We start from the raw sequence: 19,398 nt of genomic DNA, 5'->3' as shown, positions 1-19,398 counted from the left end.
CCCCGGCCGCCCGGACACGCTGGACCTGGGGGTCCGGAGCCGCCGTCGCCCCGGTTCTCTCAGATCAGCGGAGCGTGCTTTCCAGCCACTCGCTGTCGATCTCTCCCTCGGCGACGATCACGGCCGGTCCCGTCATCTCGATCTCCCCGTCGGGGTGTTCGGTGATGACGAGGCGTCCGCCGAGCACGTCCACGGTGTACGTCACCGGGGTGCCGGTGACGGCCGGGTCGGCGCCGTCGCGCCGGGCGGTGGCCACGGCGACGGCGCACGCGCCCGTGCCGCAGGAGCGGGTTTCGCCGGATCCGCGCTCGTGTACGCGCATCGCGACGTGGCGGGGGCCGCGGTCGACGACGAACTCGACGTTCACGCCGTCGGGGTAGGCCGAGGGCGGGCTGAACGGCGGCGGGGAGTACAGGTCACCGGCGTGCGCGAGGTCGTCCACGAAGGCGACCGCGTGCGGGTTTCCCATGTTCACGTTGCGCGCGGGCCAGTTGCGCTCGCCGACGTTCACCGTCACGTCCCCCTCGGGGAGGCGGGCGCGGCCCATGCCGACGGTGATCTCACCGTTCTTGGCGATGTGCACGGACTTCACACCCCCGCGGGTGGCGATCGCGGTGTCCCCCTCGGCCACATGTCCCGCCTGCTGGAGGTAGCGCGCGAACACACGCACTCCGTTGCCGCACATCTCGGAGACCGAGCCGTCGGCGTTGCGGTAGTCCATGAACCAGTCCGCTTCGCCGGCCATCCCCTTGGCCTCCGGGTGCGCGGCGGACCGCACGACGTGCAGCACCCCGTCGGCGCCGATGCCGGCGCGGCGGTCGCACAGGGCGGCGACGGCGGCGGGCGTGAGGTCGAGGGTGTTCTCGGGGTCAGGGACGATCACGAAGTCGTTCTCGGTGCCGTGACCCTTGAGGAAGGCGATCCGCGTGCTCATTCCTCGATCGTACGGGAGCGGGGGCGCTCCGCTGGGGGCCTGTGGATCAGTGCGGGCCTGTGGACGAGTGCCGGCCCGTGGATCAGTGCGGGAATGCGGACCGACGTCGGCCTGTGGATGACTGTCGGCCCGTGGATCGGTGCGGGTCCGTGGAGGGGCGCACGGTTTCCCGCGCTCCCGGGGGGGCTTCAGCGGAGCCTTGCGACGCGCCAGACGGCGAGAACGACCACCACGGCCACCAGCAGGACATACCCGAGGGCGACCCGCCAGTCCGGGCGGCGGCCCGAGCCGCGGGCCGGCAGGCCCGGCCAGGTGTAGCCCACGCGGCGGGCGGCCATCATGCCCCAGCCGGCGGCGCAGGAGCAGATCAGCAGGCCCAGCATGGCGATGACCGCGCCGCTGTCCCCGAAGTCGAAGGCGAGCGGGAAGGCGAACATCAGAGAGCCGACCGAGGCCAGGCCCACGATGGGCGCGAGCTGCCAGATGCGCAGCCGCCGCTGCGGGCGCAGCTCGACCTCGACCTCCGGTCCGCCCGCGTACATCTCCTCGGGCTCCGGTCCGTCGGCGGTCACCCCGCCGGAGACCTCGTCGGGCCCGTCGTCGGTCAGCCGGTCCTCGGGGAGACGATCTTCACCGAAGCGGTCCTCGGCGAAGCCGTCCTCGATCAGACGCTCACCGGAAACACGTTCACCGGAGAGGCGCTCGCCGGAGAGACGATCCTCGATCAGACGGTCCTCGTCCTGCTGCGAGCCGTCACCGTCGGTGGTGACATGCTCGGTGCTCTGTGCGGTGTCGCGAGGGCCGGCCTCCATCGCCACGCGCCCTCCCAACTAGGACTCCACTGGTCGATCGAAGCTCGATGATGGCACGGTGTCAGAGGCCTCGATGACCGGCGGCGCATCCCGATGCCATGACGTGATCAGGCTGTAACCGGTCGTTCGACCAACGCCAGGGCGAGTCCCGGAAGTGCCGCGCGGTCCTCCGCGGCCCCGCTCAGCCAGTGGACCCGCGGGTCGCGCCGGAACCAGGAATCCTGGCGGCGCGCGAAGCGCTTGGTGGCGCGTACGGTCTCGGCGCGCGCCTCCTCTTCCGTGCACTCCCCGGCGAGCGCCGCGAGCACCTGCTGGTAGCCGAGCGCGCGTGATGCCGTACGCCCCTCACGCAGCCCCTGGGCCTCCAGGGCGCGCACCTCGTCCACGAGCCCCGCCTCCCACATCCGGTCGACCCGGAGCGCGATCCGCTCGTCGAGTTCGGGGCGGGCGACGTCGACGCCGATCTGGGCGGTGTCGTAGAAGGAGTCGTGACCGGGGAGGTTGGCCGTGAAGGGCTGACCGGTGATCTCGATGACCTCGAGGGCCCGGACGATACGGCGGCCGTTGCTGGGCAGGATCGCGTGAGCGGCCCCGGGGTCGGCGGCGGCCAGGCGCGCGTGCAGGGCGCCCGAGCCGCGCAGCGCCAGCTCCTCCTCCAGACGCGCCCTGACCTCGGGGTCGGTTCCGGGGAACTCCAGGTTGTCGACCGCTCCGCGCACGTACAGCCCGGAGCCGCCCACCAGGATCGGCCAGCGGCCCTCGGCGAGCAGGGCGTCGATCCGGGCGCGGGCCAGCTTCTGGTACTCGGCGACGGAGGCGGTGACCGTCACGTCCCAGATGTCCAGCAGGTGGTGCGGCACGCCGCCGCGCTCCTCGGGCGTCAGTTTGGCGGTGCCGATGTCCATCCCCCGGTACAGCTGCATGGAGTCGGCGTTGACGACCTCGCCTCCGAGCTGCTGGGCCAGGAAGACGCCGAGATCGGACTTTCCGGCCGCGGTGGGTCCGACGACGGCGATGACACGGGGGGCGAGGGATGCACTGCTCACCGCACCAGTTTCGCAAACCTCACGCCCGCTCCTCGAACGAGTTACCCGACCGCACCCATACCGGGACACCGCCCGTGGCGCGGTGTGGCCGCCGCTGCCGGAGGCGGTGACCGGGGTGACGCGATCGGGCGCACCGCGTGACGCGGGATTTCGTCCGCACGAGTAACGTATGGAGTGAATATGGGCGTTTTGCAGGGCTCCTCGGCAGGTAGAAGACACGGGAGGCACCGGCCGCCGAGATGCGGGCCGGGGCCGAGGCGGAGGAGAAGGCGGCCGGGGTCGCGGAGGCGAGAGGCCCGGCCCGGGGACGGGCGTGACGACGTCGTGGCGGAGTCGGTGACCGCCGGGGCCGACACGGCCGAGGACCCGGTCCCCGGGAGGAAGTCCGCGGACGAGGCCGCCGACAGCGAGTCCGGTGCGGACGCCCGCACATGACTGTCCCGCGAGGGAAGGTGGACCATGGGTCTGATGGACAACATGAAGGCCAAGCTCGGCCCGGCCAGGGACAAGGTGTCGGACCTCGCGCGCCAGCACGGCGACAAGGTGACGCACGGCCTCGACAAGGCCGCCCAGGCTGTCGACGAGCGGACCAAGGGCAAGTACAGCGAGAAGATCCACGCCGGAACGGACAAGGCGAAGGAGGCGATGGACCGTCTGGCGCACAAGGAGGGTCCGCACCCCGGCGACGCCACCGCCCCCACGCAGCAGCCCGAGGGCCCGCCGCCCCCGGCCTCCTGAACCGCACGCGGAACCGCGGCCCGCGCTTCCTGGGAGCGCGCGGATCGACGGACGGCAGCGGAGTGCGACGGCGCACCCGTCGGCGGACAGTAGTGGCGCCACGGCGCGCGAATCGGCGGACGGCCAGGGGGTGCTACTCCTCCTGGCCGTCCGCCGTTGTCTCACGTCCGGACGTCGGCTCCCGATCAGGTGCGGATCGGATGCCTCACCCTCCTGCCGCACCGCGCCTGCCTGAGCACACCCGTCTGGACACACCCGGCGCCTAGGACCAGGTCGCGACCAGGTACCCCACGCCGTACGGCGCGTCGTCGTACAGCAGAGCGCCGCCGAGGTCCGCGCCCTCGGCGGCTCCTGCGAGCACCTGCCAGGGCGCGCGGCCGGACACCTTCAGCTCGTGGGCCAGCTCGGCGTCCAGTGCCGCGACGGCCGCCACGTCCGCCGCCCCCAGCGCACGTGCGACCTGTGCGTCGAAGGGTTCCGCCCGCTCGTCGAGGTATCCCGGCGCCTTGAGCGTGCGACACGCGCTGGCGTCCCCCATCACCAGCAGGGCCACACGTCCGGCCCGGGCGGCGATCTCCCGGCCGGTCTCGAGGCACCGCTCGGGCTCGAGGGGCTCTCCGACGCCGAGCCCCTCGATCGGCGCGTCCGCCCAGCCGGTGCGCTCCAGCAACCAGGCCCCGACGGCCAGCGACGACGGCAGCTCGCGGTCGGGCACGGCGTCCGTGGGGGTACCGAGCCGTACGCCCACGTCGACGCCGAAGCCACGGAACGATCCCGGGGTCCCCTGCGGGTGCCGGCCGCGCCCGCTCGGCTCGGCGGGGCCGACGACCACGAGCCGGTCCGGGCGGGCGGCGGCGAGCACACCGAGCGCGTCGGTGCACGCCGCGCGCGCGGCGTCCAGCTCGGGCGCGGCGCCCGAGGCGACCTCGGGCACGAGCAGCGGGGGGCAGGGGCAGACTGCGGCGGCGACAAGCATGATCGGCAGCGTAACGCCGCGCGGGGGCCGAATGTCAGTGCGTGCGGAGCACGTCGGCCGGATCGATCATCGCCCGACGTGCTCGGGTGCCGCGATCACGCGCGTCGGTCACGCCCGGGGCTCCGGACGACTTCCGGAACCTCGGACGCGCCCCCGAACCTCGGACGCGCCCCGGAAACCTGGCCGCGTGGCAAGATCCTCGGCCGCGCCCCCCTGAACCTCAGTCGCAGCCGCAGGCGCTCTGCGCGGCCGGTAGCGGCTCCGGGACGCCGATCTTCGGCAGGCCGAGCATGACGCCCGCCGGCTTGGCGGCCTCGGCCGCGTTCCGCTTCTCCCAGGCGTCGCCCGCGCGCGTGCGGCGGACGGCGAGGACGGGGCCCTCGGCGAGGAGGTGGTGCGGGGCGGCGTAGGTGATCTCGACCGTGACGACGTCGCCGGGACGCACTTCCTGGTCGGGCTTGGTGAAGTGGACGAGGCGGTTGTCGGGGGCGCGACCGGAGAGGCGGTGCGTGGCGCCGTCCTTGCGGCCCTCGCCCTCGGCGACCATCAGCTCCAGGGTGCGGCCGACCTGCTTCTTGTTCTCCTCCCAGGAGATCTCCTCCTGGACGGCGACGAGGCGCTCGTACCGTGCCTGGACGACCTCCTTGGGGATCTGGTTCTCCATGGTGGCGGCCGGGGTGCCGGGCCGCTTGGAGTACTGGAAGGTGAAGGCCTGCGCGAAGCGGGCCTCGCGCGCCACGTGCAGGGTCTGCTCGAAGTCCTCCTCGGTCTCGCCCGGGAAGCCCACGATGATGTCGGTCGTGATCGCCGCGTGCGGGATGGCGGCCCGCACCTTCTCGATGATCCCGAGGTAACGCTCCTGCCGGTAGGAGCGGCGCATCGCCTTCAGCACGGTGTCCGAACCGGACTGGAGCGGCATGTGCAGCTGCGGCATCACGTTCGGCGTCTCGGCCATCGCGGCGATGACGTCGTCGGTGAAGTCGCGCGGATGCGGGGAGGTGAAGCGGACGCGCTCCAGGCCCTCGATCTTTCCGCAGGCGCGCAGGAGCTTGCTGAAGGCCTCGCGGTCGCCGATGTCGGAGCCGTACGCGTTCACGTTCTGGCCGAGCAGCGTGATCTCGGAGACGCCTTCGCCGACCAGGGCCTCGATCTCGGCGAGGATGTCGCCGGTGCGGCGGTCCTTCTCCTTGCCGCGCAGCGCCGGGACGATGCAGAAGGTGCACGTGTTGTTGCAGCCGACGGAGATCGACACCCAGGCCGCGTACGCGCTCTCGCGCCGGGTCGGCAGCGTCGACGGGAACGCCTCCAGCGACTCGGCGATCTCGACCTGCGCCTCCTCCTGGACGCGCGCGCGTTCCAGCAGGACGGGCAGTTTGCCGATGTTGTGCGTGCCGAAGACGACGTCCACCCAGGGCGCCTTCTTCACGATGGTGTCCTGGTCCTTCTGCGCGAGGCAGCCGCCGACCGCGATCTGCATGCCGGGCCGGGAGGCCTTCTTCGGCGCGAGCCGGCCGAGGTTGCCGTAGAGCCGGTTGTCTGCGTTCTCGCGCACGGCGCACGTGTTGAACACGACGACGTCCGCGTCCCCGTCCGAGCCCTCGGGCGCGCGCACGTACCCGGCCTCTTCGAGCAGCCCGGACAATCGCTCGGAATCATGGACGTTCATCTGGCACCCGTAGGTACGAACTTCGTAGGTCTTGGGTGCCTGAACGTCCACTGCGGGGCTCCGGTCGCTGCTGCTGGTCATGCCTTAAAGGGTAGGCGGTCCCCGACGGGCCCCGTCCCCGCGCTCACACGGCCCGCTACGCCGGTCCTTCGCACGGGGATCGCCGGGCGTCTCCCCAGGTCCGGCACCCCTACTCGTCCGCGATACGCAGGAGCGCCAGCGTGATGTTGTCGGGGCCGCCCGCCTCGATGGCGGCCTTCCACAGCAGGAAGGCCGCCCGGCCGTCGTTGGGCTCCCGCATCACCTCGTCGAGCGCTTCCGGCGGCACAGGATCGGTCAGGCCGTCGGTGCAGATGAGGTAGCGGGCGCCTGGCGAGAGGGGCTCGGCTGTCAGATGGGGGCGGACGGCCCGGTACGCGCGCGTGCCGCCCAGGCACTGGGTGACGATGGACGTGGTGCGCTGCCCTGGAGCGAGCGGGGGGCTGTCGTCGACGCTGACCTGGCGGAGCCCGTCGTCGCAGGCCTTCAGGACCCGGCTGTCACCCACGTTGAACACCAGCAGCGAACCCGGCTTCACGACGGCACCGGCGACCGTCGTCCCCATGGCCGCGAACGCACCTCCCGCCTCGCCGCCGGCGGCCTCGTACACGGCGCGGTTGCAGGCGTTCAGGGCGTCGCGCACAGCGTCATCGCTGCTCAGAACGGGGCCGACCGACGCGATACGGCGCACGACCAGCGCGCTGGCCACATCGCCGCCGGGATGCCCGCCGAGCCCGTCGGCGACGGCGACCACCAGGGGTGTCCCGATCGGGAAGACCAGAGTCTGCGGATTCTCCGTCGCCGTGGCGCACAGGGTCCACGGCCCGACCACCAGGCTGTCCTCGTTCCGTTCGCGGAGCAGCCCGGGATGGCTGAGCGCACTCACCGACACGTACCGCATGGAACGTCACCGACTTCCGGCATGGGACGCACCGCCGGACACCTCAAGCGTAGGCGGAACCGGGAGGCCGTTCCCTCCGGCGCGGTGCTCCCTGGTCTCCGGGCCGGGCGTACCTTCGTACGGACGCAGACGCAGCCGTGCGGATCCGATCCCACGGACCCGTTCGTACAGACCCGTCCGTACAAACCCGTCCGCACAAACCCGATCGCACAGAGCCGGTCGCACAGAGCCGGTCGTCCGGACTCGGCTCCGGCGCCCACCCCGGCCGAACCACAAGGAGCAACCGCGTGACCAGCCGTGTCACCCTCATCTCCCCGGCGATCACACCATCGCTGCGGCGTGCCCGCTTCGACGACGGTGACTCGATCGAGGACAGTGCGGCTGTGCGGGCCGGATCGGCGGCGACGTCCCTGCGCGCCGCCGGGCGCGCCTTCGCCTCCCCCAGCGTGCGCTGCCGGGAGACGGCCTCGGCACTCGGCCTCGACGCCTCGGAGCAGCCGGATCTCTCGGGCCTGGACGTCGGCCGGTGGCGCGGGCGGACGCTGGAGGAGGTCGGTGCCGAAGAGCCCGAATCGGTGGCTCGCTGGCTGGCCGACCCGGACGCCGCACCGCATGGCGGGGAATCGGTACGGGAGTTGTGCGCGCGGGTCGTCCGTTGGTGGGAAGCGGCGGGGTCGGGCGACGGAGGGACGGTCGCCGTGGTGGAGCCGGAGGTCGTACGGGCTGTGGTGGCGCACGTGTTGGGAGCACCCGCGTCCGCGTTCTGGCGCGTCGACGTCCCGCCGCTCACGGCAACGGAGTTCACCGGCCGGTCCGGGCGCTGGAACATGCGGGTGGGGCACGTCCTCGCCGCGTCGAAGGACGTCGTATGACGGGTGCCCGGAGCGTCCCGTCCCGGTGGCGACGAGCGCCTGCGCCGGTTCCCCGAGAGCGTGAAAAGGCCCCCGGACGGTCATCCGTCCCCGAGGGCCCTCTCTCATGTCCTGAAGGTCAGTGCGCGGCCGGCACCGCCCGCCCCGACGCGGAGGTCGCGGGCTTCGGGTTCAGCAGTCGTTCGGCCAACTCGCCGAAGAGCAGGCCGAAACCGCCCCAGAGGACGGCCTGGACGGCCAGGGCCGACAGCCGGAACCGCCACAGCAGGGTGGCCGGGAATTCCTTCGGCACCTCGTTGACGGCCGGAAGGAAGGCGTAGGCCAGACCGATCACCAGGAGGAAGCCGGCCACCGCGACGACGGTGGCGTACCAGGTGCCCAGCCGGGGTGCGAGCCGCTTGCCCAGGATGGTGGCGGCGACCGCGAGCAGCACGCTGAGCAGCATCATCAGGAAGTACAGGCCGGTCCGCTTGCCGATGGTGTCGGGGTCTCCGACCGACGGCGGGTTGGCCGGGTACTTCAGGAACGGCACGACGTAGACGGCGAGCAGAGCGCAGCCGGACAGCAGCAGCGCGGTCGCCCGCGGGGAGAAGCGGCCCACGCGGCCGAGCGCGACGCAGAAGGCGAGCGCGGCGACGCCGCCGAAGGCGACTCCGTAGACCAGGACACCGGTGGCGAGACCGGCGGTGGACTGCAGGGAACGCGAGACGACTTCCATCTCGTGCTCGTGGGCGTGGGCATGGGCTTCCTCGAAGCCGATCGCGCTGTCGATGTTCGGCTCACCGAGGAAGTACGCGACGCCGAGGGCGAGCACGCCGGCACCGAGGCCGGCGAGCATGCCCCGCACGAGCAGATTTCTTACCGTTGCGGAGTTCATGACGGGTGCGGCGTCCCCGGCTCAGTGGCAGGGGAAACCGAGCAGGTGGCGGCCGTCGTGCAGCCACTCGTGAACATCCGTGCCGTTGAACACGGAGGTGGCGCCCTGCTCGGCGCCGACGAAGTACAGCAGGACCAGCATCAGGACACCGAAGAAGACCGCCCACGGGGCGATGGTCTTCAGCGGCAGCGTGGCGGGTACGACGGGGGTGGTGGCTGTCGGCTGGGCGACGGTCTGCGCCATGGCAGGACCTCCTCTGGGAGTTCGCGTCCCATCTCGGTGGTGCACAGGACGACGGCCACGGGTCTGACTCACGAAACACCCCCCTTGGAGGGCGCCTCGCACACAGTGGCGCGACCGTGCCGGGCTCTCACCGGCTTCCGTCGTACCGTCGTCGATATCGGACAGACCGTACCGCGTGACGAGTGCATGGCCAAGACCGCACCAACTGACGCGATCTTGCTCTCGCGCCAGTGACCCGTCGGTGACCCATCGGGCGGCAGGCGGGCCGTCCGGTGCCGGAAACCCGGTGGAGCCGCGACGCACGCTCTGCCTAAGGTCGCGGGATGAGTACTCGTACCTTCCGTATCACCGTCCGCGGCGCCTTCGACGACCTCGGCGACGCGCAGCGGGCCGAGTTGCTGGCCGACGCCGCCGAGCACGACGTGCTGCACTCCGCCTACACGCCCGAAGGGCATCTCAGCTACGACATCGCCGCCCGGCCGGCCTTCGTCTTCCGCTTCTCGGACACCGGGGAGGAAGAGGAGGACATCCTGGAGGCGACGGAACGGGCCGAGGAGGCGGCGAAGGCGTGGCTGACCGAGCGTGGCTACGGCTTCAAGAACCTCCGCTCCAGCGCCGAGGACCTCTCGCAGGCGCCCCTGGGGAAGCGGCAGCGACGCAACGCGCGCATCAGGGGCGCATAAACTTGAGTACTCAAGGAGTAGGCAATGAATCGAGGAGCGGGAAATGACCGGCAATGACTGACGCGCTGGACGCGTCGTTGCGGCTGATGCGGGCGCAGGCCGCACTCGTACGGCGCTTCGACGCGAGCCTGGGTGGGCTGCACGGGGTGAGCCTGGCCGACTTCACGCTGCTGCTGCGGCTCGGCCAGGCGCCGGGCGGCCGGATGCGCAGAGTCGATCTGGCCGAGGCACTGGGGCTGACCGCCTCCGGGGTGACCCGAGGGCTGGCGCCCCTGGAGCGGATCGGACTGGTGACCCGCGAGGCTGACGCCCGTGACGCGCGCGTGGCCTACGCCTCGCTGACCGACACCGGACGGCGACTGCTGACGGAGATGCGGCGCACGGCCGAGGAGACCGCCGCCGAGTTCTTCACCGCACCACCCTGGGGCGAGGGGGACATCGGACTGCTCTCCACCCTGCTGACCCGCCTCGGCGGCACTGGTCTGCCCGGCCTCGGTGGCCCGCCCCGATGATCCCCTGCCGCGATCCCCTGCCGCATTCGGAATCCGGCCACAAGATGACCTGAACTCGCCGTGTTTCAGGTCACGTTGAGATGTGATCGGATTGTGAGGGGTACGTGCGCGCAGGCATGGCATGCTCATGCCTCACCACTGAGTTACCGACCGGTTCTACCTCACGGTAGCCGGGCCTGTGGTCATTCTTCGCCCGCCACGGGCCTGTGGTGTTTCTTCGCCACCCCCCACTCCACACAGGACTGACCTTGCGCAGACCCATGAGGCACAGGCGTGCCCTGCTGCCCGCCTTCGCCGTGACCACTCTCCTCGTCGCCGCCGGCTGTTCCTCGCCCGCACCGCATACCGAGCGGGCCGCGGCAGGGCACGGCAAAGAGATCCGGGCCACCGACGGCCACGCCGCCGGCCAGAACCACTCGCTCACCGTCGCGGCGGCCCCCGACGCGGCCGCGACCGCCACCGCAGGCCCGGCCGGCTCGGGTACGCGGGCGCACAAGACCACGCTGACCGTCAGCTCGTACGACAGCCGCAGCCGGCGTGCCGTCATCGCCAACGGCGGTGCCGGAAAAACGACTTCGCCCATCTCTCCTTCCTCCCCTTCCTCCCCTTCATCCCCTTCCTCTCCATCCTCCGCCGCCCCCTCCGCCTCCCCGGCCGCGCCTCACGGGGCCGCCGTGGGCGACGTCATCGCCAGCGCCCCGGCGCCCGGCGCACCCGACGGACTGCTGGCCCGGGTCACCAAGGTGATCGGCGAATCGGACCAGGGCACGGAGGTGCAGACCGAACCGGCCGACCTCAACGCCGTGTTGGGCGACGACACGGCCAAGGGCACCGTGCCGGTCAACCCCTCATCCTTCGCCGTTGACAAGCTGCTGCCCGACGTGAAGGTCTCCTGGTCCAAGGCGGGTGACGTGCACGTCGGACCCAAGGGCGCCACAGTGCCGCTCGGCAGCCTCCGGCTCGACGTCGGCGCCACGGTGCCGACGTCCGAGGACGCCCCTGCCTCGGCCACCGCCTCGGTGTCCGGGTTCGTGCAGGTGGCCCCGCAGGTCGACTTCACCTACGACGGCACGGGCACCGACGCCGCGCCGAGCTCGGCGTACCTGGGCGTGTCCGGCGACTGGACCTCCGGCTGGGCGGTGAAGGGCCGCGCGGCGGCCACCGCCGCCCCGCTGCGGATCCCGTTCGCCAAGCTGCACGCCGACCCCGTGCTCCAGGTAGGCGCGGTCCCCGTGGTCGTCAACCTCGACCTGACCTGCTATGTCCAGATCAACGGCGACGGGCACGTCACCGTCGACGTGGAGCAGGCCATCAAGGGTGGCTTCAAGGCCGGCGGCACCTTCGGCGCGGCCCAGGGGTGGTCACCGGTCAGCTCCGCCGACATGACGAGTGCGCCGGTACGGGCCTCCCTGACCACCGGCGGGAAGGTGACAACGGCCCTCGGCGCCGAGGCCTCGGTCGGCCTCTACGGCAGCGTCGGCGTCACCGCGGATCTTGCTCCGTATCTGCGCGGTGAAGGCTCCGGTACGGTCACCGCCTCCACCGACACCCCTGCGACGGCGCATGGCGTCTGGGAGGTGTACGGCGGCGTCGATCTGTCGGGCACCCTGCGGCTCCAGCTGTCGCTCTTCGGCACACCGGTGCTGGAGCGGAGCGTCCCGCTGGGCTCCCTGCACCGCGAGTGGAAACTGGCGGACGGCTCACTGGGGGAGTAGCCCTCAGGCGCCGTCAGGTATCCAGCCCTGGCGGCGCAGGACGGCCGACACGTCCGGTGCCCGGTAATGCTCCCCCTTGAGGACCTTGCCGTCAGAGCGGCGGGCGACCTGGCCGTCGGGGCCGAGTTTGCTCATGTTGGCGCGGTGGATCTCGGCGATCACCTCGTCGAGGTCGATGCCGTGGACCAGCGCCGTGCCGTACGCCACGTACACCACGTCCGCCAGTTCGTGGGCGAGCCGGTCCAGCGGGCCCTCGACCGCCACCTCGGCGACCTCCGCGGCCTCCTCGGCGAGCAGCTCCCCGCGGTGCGCGGCCAGGCCGGGCGACACCTCTTCCGGCCTGCTGCGGGCGTCGAGGCCGAAGGCGAGGTGGAACTCACGGACGAGGTGGGCGGGGGAAGTGCTCATACGGCGACTGTAGCCGCCGACGCTGACAGCGCCTCAGAGTTGTCCACAGGTCCGCGGAGTGGCCTCGGCCCTGGCCAGCCCCGGGCAGGCCTGGCAGGATCGCCCGCATGTCCCAGGTGCTCTCCTCCCCAGGCCGGCGCCGTGCGCTGCGCGGCTCGGCCGTCGGCGTCGTCGCCCTCGGCCTGCTGCTGTGGTGGTTGGTGCCCCTGGGCGAGAAGCCGCCGACGGGAACGATCGTCTTCAGCACGGGCACACCCCGAGGGGTCTACCAGGAGTACGGCGAGCGGCTGCGCACTGAGCTGGGCAGGGACATGCCCGGCCTGACGGTGAAGCTGCTGAACAGCGCGGGTTCACAGGAGAACGTCCAGCGGCTCGCGGACAGGGAGGCCGACTTCACCATCGCCGCGGCCGACGCGGTGGAGACGTACGGTCTGCGGCACCCGGACGGCATGGCCCGGCTGCGCGGCGTGGCCCGGCTCTACGACGACTATGTACAGCTCGTCGTGCCGACCGGATCCAAGATCTCCAGCGTGGCGGATCTGCGGCACAAGCGGGTGGCCACCGGGTTGCCGAACTCCGGGGTGCGACTGATCGCGAACCGGGTGCTGAGGGCCGCGGGCATCGACCCCCAGAAGGACATCACCCCCGTCTCCGAGGGCATAGACACGGGGCCCGGACGGCTGCGGCAGGGCCGGATCGACGCCTTCTTCTGGTCCGGCGGGCTGCCCACGAAGGGCCTGGTCGGGCTGGCCGAGAAGTCCGCCTTCAAGTTCGTGCCGATCGGCGATGACCTCGTCACCCGGCTGCACGCCGACGGCGAGGCGGCGCGTTACTACCGGGCCACCACCATCCCCGAGTCGGCGTACTCGTCCGTGCAGCACGGCTCCGCAGTGCCGACGATCGCTGTCTCCAACCTGCTGATGACCCGCAAGGACATGGATCCGCGGCTCACCGAGTGGGTGACCCGCACGGTGCTCAAGAGCCGCGACGACATCGGCGCGCACGTCCACTCCGCGCAGCTGGTCGACCTGCGCACGGCGATCTACACCGACCCGCTGATGCTGCACGAGGGGGCCAGGCGCTACTACCGGTCGGTGAAGCCCTAGAGGCGCCTCTTGCCCCTGGGCCTGAGCCTCCCCCCCCGGGCCGTTCCTCCCTAGGGCTGTACGTCCCTCGGGATCTTCACCGTCACCCGCAGCCCGCGGGGCTCGTGGTGCGCGTAGTCGATCGAGCCGCCGCCTGCCGCGAGCAGGACGCGTGTGATGGACAGGCCGAGCCCCGAGCCCTTGACGTTCTGGTGGCGGCCGCTGCGCCAGAAACGGTCGCCCACGCGCGCGAGTTCCTCGTCGGTCAGGCCGGGTCCGGTGTCGGTGACCACGACCTGCGTGGTGTCGCCGTCGAAGGAGACGGAGACCTCCACCGTGCCGCCCTCGGGGGTGAACTTCACGGCGTTGTCGATCACCGCGTCCAGGGCGCTGGAGAGGGTGATCGCGTCCGCCCAGGCGGTGGTGGGCGGGCAGTCGCCGGACAGCCGGACGCCCTTGGCCTGGGCGGCTGGCGCCCAGGCGGCGACGCGCTCCTCGGTCAGCGCGCCGATGTCGGTCAGCTTGAGGTCGGCCTCGGCGTGCTCGGCCAGCGCGAGGTCGAGCAGGTCGTCCAGGACCTGCGCGAGGCGCTTGCCCTCGGTGCGGACCGAGGCGATCTCCTCGTTGCCCTCCGGGAGTTCGAGGGCCAGCAGTTCGATGCGTAGCAGCAGTGCCGAGAGCGGGTTGCGCAGTTGGTGCGAGGCGTCCGCGACGAAGGCGCGCTGCTGCTCCAGCACGTCCTCGACGTTGTCCGCCATCTCGTTGAACGACCGGGCGAGGCGTCTGAGTTCCGGCGGCCCGCCGGCCGCCGCGACGCGGGACTTGAGGCGTCCGGTGGCGATGTCGTGGGTGGTGGCGTCCAGGATCCGTACGGGCCTGAGCACCCAGCCGGTCAGCCGCAGCGCGGCACCGACGGCGAGGAGCATCGCGGCGATCTCGCCGGCTCCGATGAACAGCCAGCCGCGCAGGGTCCGCGAACGCATCTGCCCGGTGGGCGAGTCGGTGACCACGACGGCCACGACGTCCCCGTCCCGGATGACCGGCGAGGCGACGACCAGCCGGCTGCGCTGCCAGGGCCACACCTGGCTGGGGTCGTGGCTGCGACGGCTGAGCAGCGCCTCGTCGAAGGCCTCCCGCAGTTCCCCCGTCGGCGGTACGAGCCAGTCGCCGGGAGCGTTGGCCATCGCCGCGCCGTTGCGGTAGAAGACACCGGCGCGGATGCCGTAGACGCCGTAGTAGCTGAGCAGTTCTCGGCGCAGGGTCTCCCGGCGTTCGTCCGGGGCGCTCGGGCGGGATCCGCCGGGCACGTCGGTGACGAACTGGGCGAGCGCGGCGAAGCGCGCGGTGTCGTCGATCCGGTCGACGACGACCTTCTGCTGCTGGGCGGCGGCCACGCTGACGGCGAGCGGGACGCCGAGCGCGAGCAGGACGGCCGCCATCAGGACGATGAGCAGCGGCAGGAGCCGTGTGCGCACCCGTCCTCGCTACCGGACCGGGGCGACGAGCCGGTAGCCGACGCCGCGTACGGTCTCGATCAGGGCGGGCATGCGCAGTTTGGCGCGCAGGGAGGCGACGTGCACCTCCAGGGTGCGCCCGGTGCCCTCCCAACTGGTGCGCCACACCTCGCTGATGATCTGCTCCCGCCGGAAGACCACACCGGGGCGCTGGGCGAGGAGCGCGAGGAGGTCGAACTCCTTGCGGGTCAGCTGGACGACCGAACCGTCCACGCTGACCTGCCGGGTGGGCAGGTCGATGCGGACCGGGCCGAGCAGAAGGGTGCTCTCGCCGGCGGTCGCGGGGTCCTCGTGGACGGTGCGCCGGCTGACGGCGTGGATCCGGGCGAGCAGTTCCCCCGTGTCGTAGGGCTTCACCACGTAGTCGTCGGCGCCCAGGTTGAGCCCGTGGATGCGGGAGCGGACGTCGGAGCGGGCAGTGACCATGATCACCGGGGTGCTGGTGCGCTTGCGGATCTTGCCGCAGACCTCGTAGCCGTCCTGGTCGGGCAGGCCCAGGTCGAGCAGGACCACACCGAATCCGGCGCCCTCGGGGACGAGCGCCTGGAGGGCCTCCTCGCCGCTGCGCGCGTGCGTGACGTGGAATCCGTGCCGGGCGAGGATCGCGGACAGGGCTGCGGCGACGTGGTTGTCGTCCTCGACGAGCAGCAGTCTCATCTCCGCCCCCTCCGGTTCAGTGTTCGTACGGTCTCGGTTCTTGTTCGGCTTGTACTTCGTGCACGCGCGCGCGTGCACCATGGCAGTGACGCCGATGGAGAAGGACGGCGTCAAGAGGGTTCCGGTTGCCCGTGGCTTCCGTTATCCGGCCGATACGCACGCACGTGACGAGTGGTACGACACGTGTCCGATTGCTATCGGATCGTGATGCTCAGATTCCCCTCAGATGTGATGACGCTGGTCACCGGCCTCACTACTGTCCACCGAAACCGAGGAGGACGGAGCCTGAGAGCGATGACCAATGTATCGGTGGCCAAGGAAGACGTGGCCACGTCCGACGACCTGGTCGTCCTGAAGAGCGTCAACAAGCACTTCGGCGCGTTGCACGTGCTCCAGGACATCGAGCTGACGATCGCCCGCGGCGAGGTCGTCGTGGTCATCGGGCCTTCCGGGTCCGGGAAGTCGACCCTGTGCCGCACCATCAACCGCCTGGAGACGATCGACTCCGGCACCATCACGATCGACGGCAAGCCGCTGCCTCACGAGGGCAGGGAACTGGCCCGGCTGCGCGCCGACGTCGGCATGGTCTTCCAGTCCTTCAACCTCTTCGCGCACAAGACCGTGCTCGAGAACGTGATGCTGGGCCAGATCAAGGTCCGCAAGACGGACAAGAAGCAGGCCGAGGAGAAGGCGCGCGCCCTGCTCGACCGGGTCGGTGTGGGCACCCAGGCCGACAAGTACCCCGCACAGCTGTCGGGCGGTCAGCAGCAGCGCGTCGCCATCGCCCGGGCGCTGGCGATGGGTCCGAAGGTGATGCTCTTCGACGAGCCGACCTCGGCCCTCGACCCCGAGATGATCAACGAGGTCCTCGAGGTCATGCAGCAGCTGGCCCGCGAGGGCATGACGATGGTCGTCGTCACCCATGAGATGGGGTTCGCGCGTTCGGCCGCGAACCGGGTGGTCTTCATGGCGGACGGCCGCATCGTCGAACAGGCCGCGCCCGAGCAGTTCTTCAGCAATCCGCGCAGCGACCGGGCGAAGGACTTCCTGTCGAAGATCCTGCACCACTGATCCGTCCGGCCGCCGGACGACCTGGGTCATCCGTCCCTCACGGACCTCGTCTTTCACCACTCAAAGGATGTTCACCATGAAGCTCCGCAAGGTCACCGCCGCCTCGGCCGTCGTGCTCGCCCTCGCCGTGTCCGCCACGGCGTGCGGTGGCGACAAGAAGGACGACAAGGGCTCCGGTGGCGGCGACAAGATCACCGTCGGCATCAAGTTCGACCAGCCCGGTATCGGCCAGAAGACCCCGCAGGGCTACTCGGGCTTCGACGTCGACGTGGCCACCTACGTCGCGGGCAAGCTCGGCTACAAGCCGGACCAGATCGAGTGGCGGGAGTCGAAGAGCGCCGACCGCGAGACCATGCTGCAGCGCGGTGACGTCGACTTCATCGCCGCTTCCTACTCGATCACCCCGGAGCGTCAGTCGAAGGTCGACTTCGCCGGCCCGTACCTGCTGGCCCACCAGGACGTGCTCCTGCGCGCCGACGACAGCTCCATCAAGGCGCCCACGGACCTGAACAGCAAGAAGCTGTGTTCGGTGACCGGTTCGACGTCGGCGCAGAACGTCAAGGACAAGCTGGCCCCCAAGGCGCAGCTCCAGGAGTACCCGACGTACTCGGCGTGCCTGACGGGTCTGCAGAACAAGGCGATCGACGCGCTGACCACGGACGACTCGATCCTCGCCGGTTACGCCGCCCAGTCCCAGTTCAAGGGCAAGTTCAAGCTCGGCGGCTTCAAGATGACCAACGAGAACTACGGCATCGGCGTCAAGAAGGGCAGCGACCTCAAGGCCAAGATCAACAAGGCCCTGGAGGAGATGGTCTCCGACGGTTCGTGGCAGAAGGCCGTGACCAAGAACTTCGGCCCGGCCGGCTACAAGAACGAGCCCGCCCCGAAGATCGGTGACATCAAGAGCTGAGGCAACGCCCAACGGGTGCGCCGTCCCTGAGGGCGGCGCACCCGGGCATCCCTACACGCGGAAGCGCGGGAGATCGTGTTCGACTTTCTAGGACGTTACGACGTGCTGGGCGCCTTCTGGACGACGGTGCAGCTCACGCTGCTGTCCGCTGTGGGCTCCCTGATCTGGGGCACCTTGCTGGCCGCCATGCGGGTGGGCCCGGTGCCGCTGATGCGCGGTTTCGGCACCGCCTACGTGAACATCGTGCGGAACATCCCGCTCACGGTGATCATCCTGTTCACCTCGCTCGGCCTGAACCAGACGCTGGGCATCAGCCTGGGCGCGGACACGGTCGACGTGATCAACTTCCGGCTGGCCGTGCTCGGTCTGATCGCCTACACGTCGGCCTTCGTCTGTGAGGCGATCCGCTCCGGCATCAACACCGTGCCGGTCGGCCAGGCCGAGGCGGCTCGGGCCATGGGCCTGAGCTTCACCCAGGTGCTGGGCCTGATCGTGCTGCCGCAGGCCTTCCGCGCGGCCGTCGGCCCGCTGGCCAACGTGCTGATCGCGCTGACGAAGAACACCACGGTGGCGGCCGCGATCGGCGTGGTGGAAGCCGCGTACCTGATGAAGAAGATGGTGGAGAACGAGGCGCAGCTGCTGCCGATCGCCGCGGTCATCGCCTTCGGCTTCTGCTGCCTGACGCTGCCGACCGGCCTGATCCTCGGCTGGGTGGGCAAGAAGGTGGCGGTGAAGCGATGAGTTCCGTCCTGTACGACGCCCAGGGCCCCCGCGGCAAGCGGCGCAACGTCCTGTACACGGTGGTCTTCCTGGTCGCCTTCGCGGCCGTCCTGTGGTGGGTCTACACCTCGCTCGACGACAAGGGCCAGCTGGACTGGGTCCTGTGGAAGCCGTTCTTCAGCGGCAGCGAGGCCTACTCGACGTACATCTGGCCCGGCCTGCAGAACACCCTGAAGGCCGCGGCGCTCGCCATGGTCATCGCGCTCCCGCTGGGCGCGACGCTCGGTATAGCCCGCCTCTCGGACCACCGGTGGATACGCGTGCCCGCCGCGGTCCTCGTCGAGTTCTTCCGGGCGATCCCGGTGCTCGTCCTGATGATCTTCGGGCAGGCGCTGTATTCCCAGTACACCGACGTCAGTTCGGACGACCGCCCGCTCTACGCAGTGGTCACCGGTCTGGTGCTGTACAACGCGTCCGTGCTCGCGGAGATCGTCCGCGCGGGCATCCTCTCGCTGCCGAAGGGCCAGGCCGAGGCGGCCGTGGCGATCGGTCTGCGCAAGGGGCAGGTCATGCGGCTCGTCCTGCTGCCGCAGGCGGTCACCGCGATGCTCCCGGCGATCGTCAGCCAGCTCGTCGTGATCGTGAAGGACACGGCACTCGGTGGCGCGGTCCTGACCTTCCCCGAACTCCTCGCCTCGGCGAACACGATGAGCGGCTACTACGGTGCCAACACCATCGCCTCGTTCACCGTCGTCGCCGTGATCTACGTGATCATCAACTTCTCGCTGACCCAGTTCGCGAGCTGGCTGGAGGGACGGCTGCGGCGCCGCAAGAAGTCCACCGGCGCGGTGCTCGGCGTCGATGACACCGTGGGCGTCGCGGGCCACGGGGGAACCGGAACCTCGGCCTGACGCCGGGTCAAACCCGAATGCAGCACCCGGAGGCAGTGGCATGATCGCCACTGCCTCCGGTCACTTGACGCATACTCTGCCAATGGGTTGCATACGTTCTGTGATCGT

Annotated in this window: 21 protein-coding genes and 1 riboswitch; of the genes, 10 read left to right on the top strand and 11 right to left on the bottom strand. The window is 70.7% G+C overall.

Going from position 1 to position 19,398, the window contains the following annotated elements:
- Positions 1-64 precede the first annotated feature (64 nt).
- From dapF to miaA, 3 genes are all read right to left on the bottom strand, one after another.
- A complete protein-coding gene (gene dapF, locus ACWD5D_RS00280) occupies positions 65-934 on the bottom strand; it encodes a diaminopimelate epimerase (protein WP_451370519.1) in 870 nt (289 codons plus the stop codon).
- Positions 935-1,122: 188 nt separating this feature from the next.
- Complete coding sequence (locus tag ACWD5D_RS00275) at positions 1,123-1,752, bottom strand: hypothetical protein (protein WP_451370518.1); 630 nt, start codon at positions 1,750-1,752, stop codon at positions 1,123-1,125.
- 101 nt (positions 1,753-1,853) lie between these two features.
- Positions 1,854-2,792, bottom strand: a complete 939-nt coding sequence (gene miaA / locus ACWD5D_RS00270; protein WP_451370517.1) for a tRNA (adenosine(37)-N6)-dimethylallyltransferase MiaA — start codon at positions 2,790-2,792, stop codon at positions 1,854-1,856.
- 459 nt (positions 2,793-3,251) lie between these two features.
- Between miaA and ACWD5D_RS00265 the strand changes: the two genes are divergently transcribed.
- Entirely contained in the window at positions 3,252-3,530 is a 279-nt protein-coding gene (locus ACWD5D_RS00265; protein ID WP_451370516.1) for an antitoxin, read from the top strand.
- 262 nt (positions 3,531-3,792) lie between these two features.
- Here the strand turns inward: ACWD5D_RS00265 and ACWD5D_RS00260 are convergent, their stop codons facing one another.
- The 3 genes from ACWD5D_RS00260 to ACWD5D_RS00250 all read right to left on the bottom strand — a co-directional run bounded on the left by ACWD5D_RS00260 (position 3,793) and on the right by ACWD5D_RS00250 (position 7,112).
- Positions 3,793-4,506 (bottom strand): class III extradiol dioxygenase subunit B-like domain-containing protein, encoded by a 714-nt coding sequence (locus tag ACWD5D_RS00260; protein WP_451370515.1) that lies wholly within the window; start codon positions 4,504-4,506, stop codon positions 3,793-3,795.
- A gap of 220 nt (positions 4,507-4,726) precedes the next feature.
- The gene (gene miaB / locus ACWD5D_RS00255; RefSeq protein ID WP_451370514.1) at positions 4,727-6,253 is read right to left on the bottom strand and encodes a tRNA (N6-isopentenyl adenosine(37)-C2)-methylthiotransferase MiaB; all 1,527 of its coding nucleotides are present in this window, start codon (positions 6,251-6,253) and stop codon (positions 4,727-4,729) included.
- A 109-nt stretch (positions 6,254-6,362) separates the two neighbouring features.
- Entirely contained in the window at positions 6,363-7,112 is a 750-nt protein-coding gene (locus ACWD5D_RS00250) for a PP2C family protein-serine/threonine phosphatase (RefSeq protein WP_451370513.1), read from the bottom strand.
- Between the two features lie 287 nt (positions 7,113-7,399).
- Between ACWD5D_RS00250 and ACWD5D_RS00245 the strand changes: the two genes are divergently transcribed.
- Complete coding sequence (locus ACWD5D_RS00245; RefSeq protein ID WP_451370512.1) at positions 7,400-7,984, top strand: histidine phosphatase family protein; 585 nt, start codon at positions 7,400-7,402, stop codon at positions 7,982-7,984.
- A 118-nt stretch (positions 7,985-8,102) separates the two neighbouring features.
- Here ACWD5D_RS00245 and ACWD5D_RS00240 read toward each other — a convergent pair whose 3' ends face one another.
- Together ACWD5D_RS00240 and ACWD5D_RS00235 are read right to left on the bottom strand one after the other, a co-directional pair.
- Positions 8,103-8,861, bottom strand: a complete 759-nt coding sequence (locus ACWD5D_RS00240) for a CbtA family protein (protein WP_451370511.1) — start codon at positions 8,859-8,861, stop codon at positions 8,103-8,105.
- A gap of 21 nt (positions 8,862-8,882) precedes the next feature.
- Complete coding sequence (locus ACWD5D_RS00235; RefSeq protein WP_451370510.1) at positions 8,883-9,104, bottom strand: CbtB domain-containing protein; 222 nt, start codon at positions 9,102-9,104, stop codon at positions 8,883-8,885.
- Between the two features lie 35 nt (positions 9,105-9,139).
- A riboswitch (cobalamin riboswitch) is annotated at positions 9,140-9,290 on the bottom strand.
- Positions 9,291-9,427: 137 nt separating this feature from the next.
- Between ACWD5D_RS00235 and ACWD5D_RS00230 the strand changes: the two genes are divergently transcribed.
- The 3 genes from ACWD5D_RS00230 (at position 9,428) to ACWD5D_RS00220 (ending at position 12,014) form a co-directional block, all read left to right on the top strand.
- On the top strand, positions 9,428-9,787 hold the full coding sequence (locus ACWD5D_RS00230; protein ID WP_451370509.1) for a DUF6204 family protein: 360 nt from the start codon (positions 9,428-9,430) through the stop codon (positions 9,785-9,787).
- A gap of 53 nt (positions 9,788-9,840) precedes the next feature.
- Positions 9,841-10,299, top strand: a complete 459-nt coding sequence (locus tag ACWD5D_RS00225; protein ID WP_451370508.1) for a MarR family winged helix-turn-helix transcriptional regulator — start codon at positions 9,841-9,843, stop codon at positions 10,297-10,299.
- Between the two features lie 260 nt (positions 10,300-10,559).
- Entirely contained in the window at positions 10,560-12,014 is a 1,455-nt protein-coding gene (locus tag ACWD5D_RS00220; RefSeq protein WP_451370507.1) for a hypothetical protein, read from the top strand.
- Positions 12,015-12,017: 3 nt separating this feature from the next.
- On the opposite strand, the gene ACWD5D_RS00215 is transcribed toward ACWD5D_RS00220, so the two are convergent.
- On the bottom strand, positions 12,018-12,422 hold the full coding sequence (locus ACWD5D_RS00215) for a pyrophosphohydrolase domain-containing protein (protein WP_451370506.1): 405 nt from the start codon (positions 12,420-12,422) through the stop codon (positions 12,018-12,020).
- 107 nt (positions 12,423-12,529) lie between these two features.
- Between ACWD5D_RS00215 and ACWD5D_RS00210 the strand changes: the two genes are divergently transcribed.
- On the top strand, positions 12,530-13,528 hold the full coding sequence (locus ACWD5D_RS00210) for a TAXI family TRAP transporter solute-binding subunit (protein ID WP_451370505.1): 999 nt from the start codon (positions 12,530-12,532) through the stop codon (positions 13,526-13,528).
- A 50-nt stretch (positions 13,529-13,578) separates the two neighbouring features.
- Here the strand turns inward: ACWD5D_RS00210 and ACWD5D_RS00205 are convergent, their stop codons facing one another.
- Together ACWD5D_RS00205 and ACWD5D_RS00200 are read right to left on the bottom strand one after the other, a co-directional pair.
- Positions 13,579-14,982, bottom strand: coding sequence for an ATP-binding protein (locus ACWD5D_RS00205; RefSeq protein ID WP_451370504.1), 1,404 nt, complete (start codon positions 14,980-14,982; stop codon positions 13,579-13,581).
- Between the two features lie 9 nt (positions 14,983-14,991).
- The gene (locus tag ACWD5D_RS00200) at positions 14,992-15,678 is read right to left on the bottom strand and encodes a response regulator transcription factor (protein WP_451370503.1); all 687 of its coding nucleotides are present in this window, start codon (positions 15,676-15,678) and stop codon (positions 14,992-14,994) included.
- Positions 15,679-15,972: 294 nt separating this feature from the next.
- Here ACWD5D_RS00200 and ACWD5D_RS00195 point away from each other — a divergent pair, with 294 nt between their 5' ends.
- The 4 genes from ACWD5D_RS00195 (at position 15,973) to ACWD5D_RS00180 (ending at position 19,290) form a co-directional block, all read left to right on the top strand.
- Complete coding sequence (locus tag ACWD5D_RS00195) at positions 15,973-16,749, top strand: amino acid ABC transporter ATP-binding protein (RefSeq protein ID WP_451370502.1); 777 nt, start codon at positions 15,973-15,975, stop codon at positions 16,747-16,749.
- A 76-nt stretch (positions 16,750-16,825) separates the two neighbouring features.
- A complete protein-coding gene (locus tag ACWD5D_RS00190) occupies positions 16,826-17,659 on the top strand; it encodes a glutamate ABC transporter substrate-binding protein (RefSeq protein ID WP_451370501.1) in 834 nt (277 codons plus the stop codon).
- A gap of 75 nt (positions 17,660-17,734) precedes the next feature.
- Positions 17,735-18,400, top strand: a complete 666-nt coding sequence (locus ACWD5D_RS00185) for an amino acid ABC transporter permease (protein ID WP_451370500.1) — start codon at positions 17,735-17,737, stop codon at positions 18,398-18,400.
- Complete coding sequence (locus ACWD5D_RS00180) at positions 18,397-19,290, top strand: amino acid ABC transporter permease (protein ID WP_451370499.1); 894 nt, start codon at positions 18,397-18,399, stop codon at positions 19,288-19,290. The genes ACWD5D_RS00185 and ACWD5D_RS00180 overlap by 4 nt, the downstream gene beginning before the upstream one ends.
- The last annotated feature ends 108 nt before the right edge of the window (positions 19,291-19,398 follow it).

This window comes from Streptomyces sp. NPDC002520 (assembly GCF_053595235.1).
This window is presented reverse-complemented; position numbering and strand designations above follow the sequence as displayed.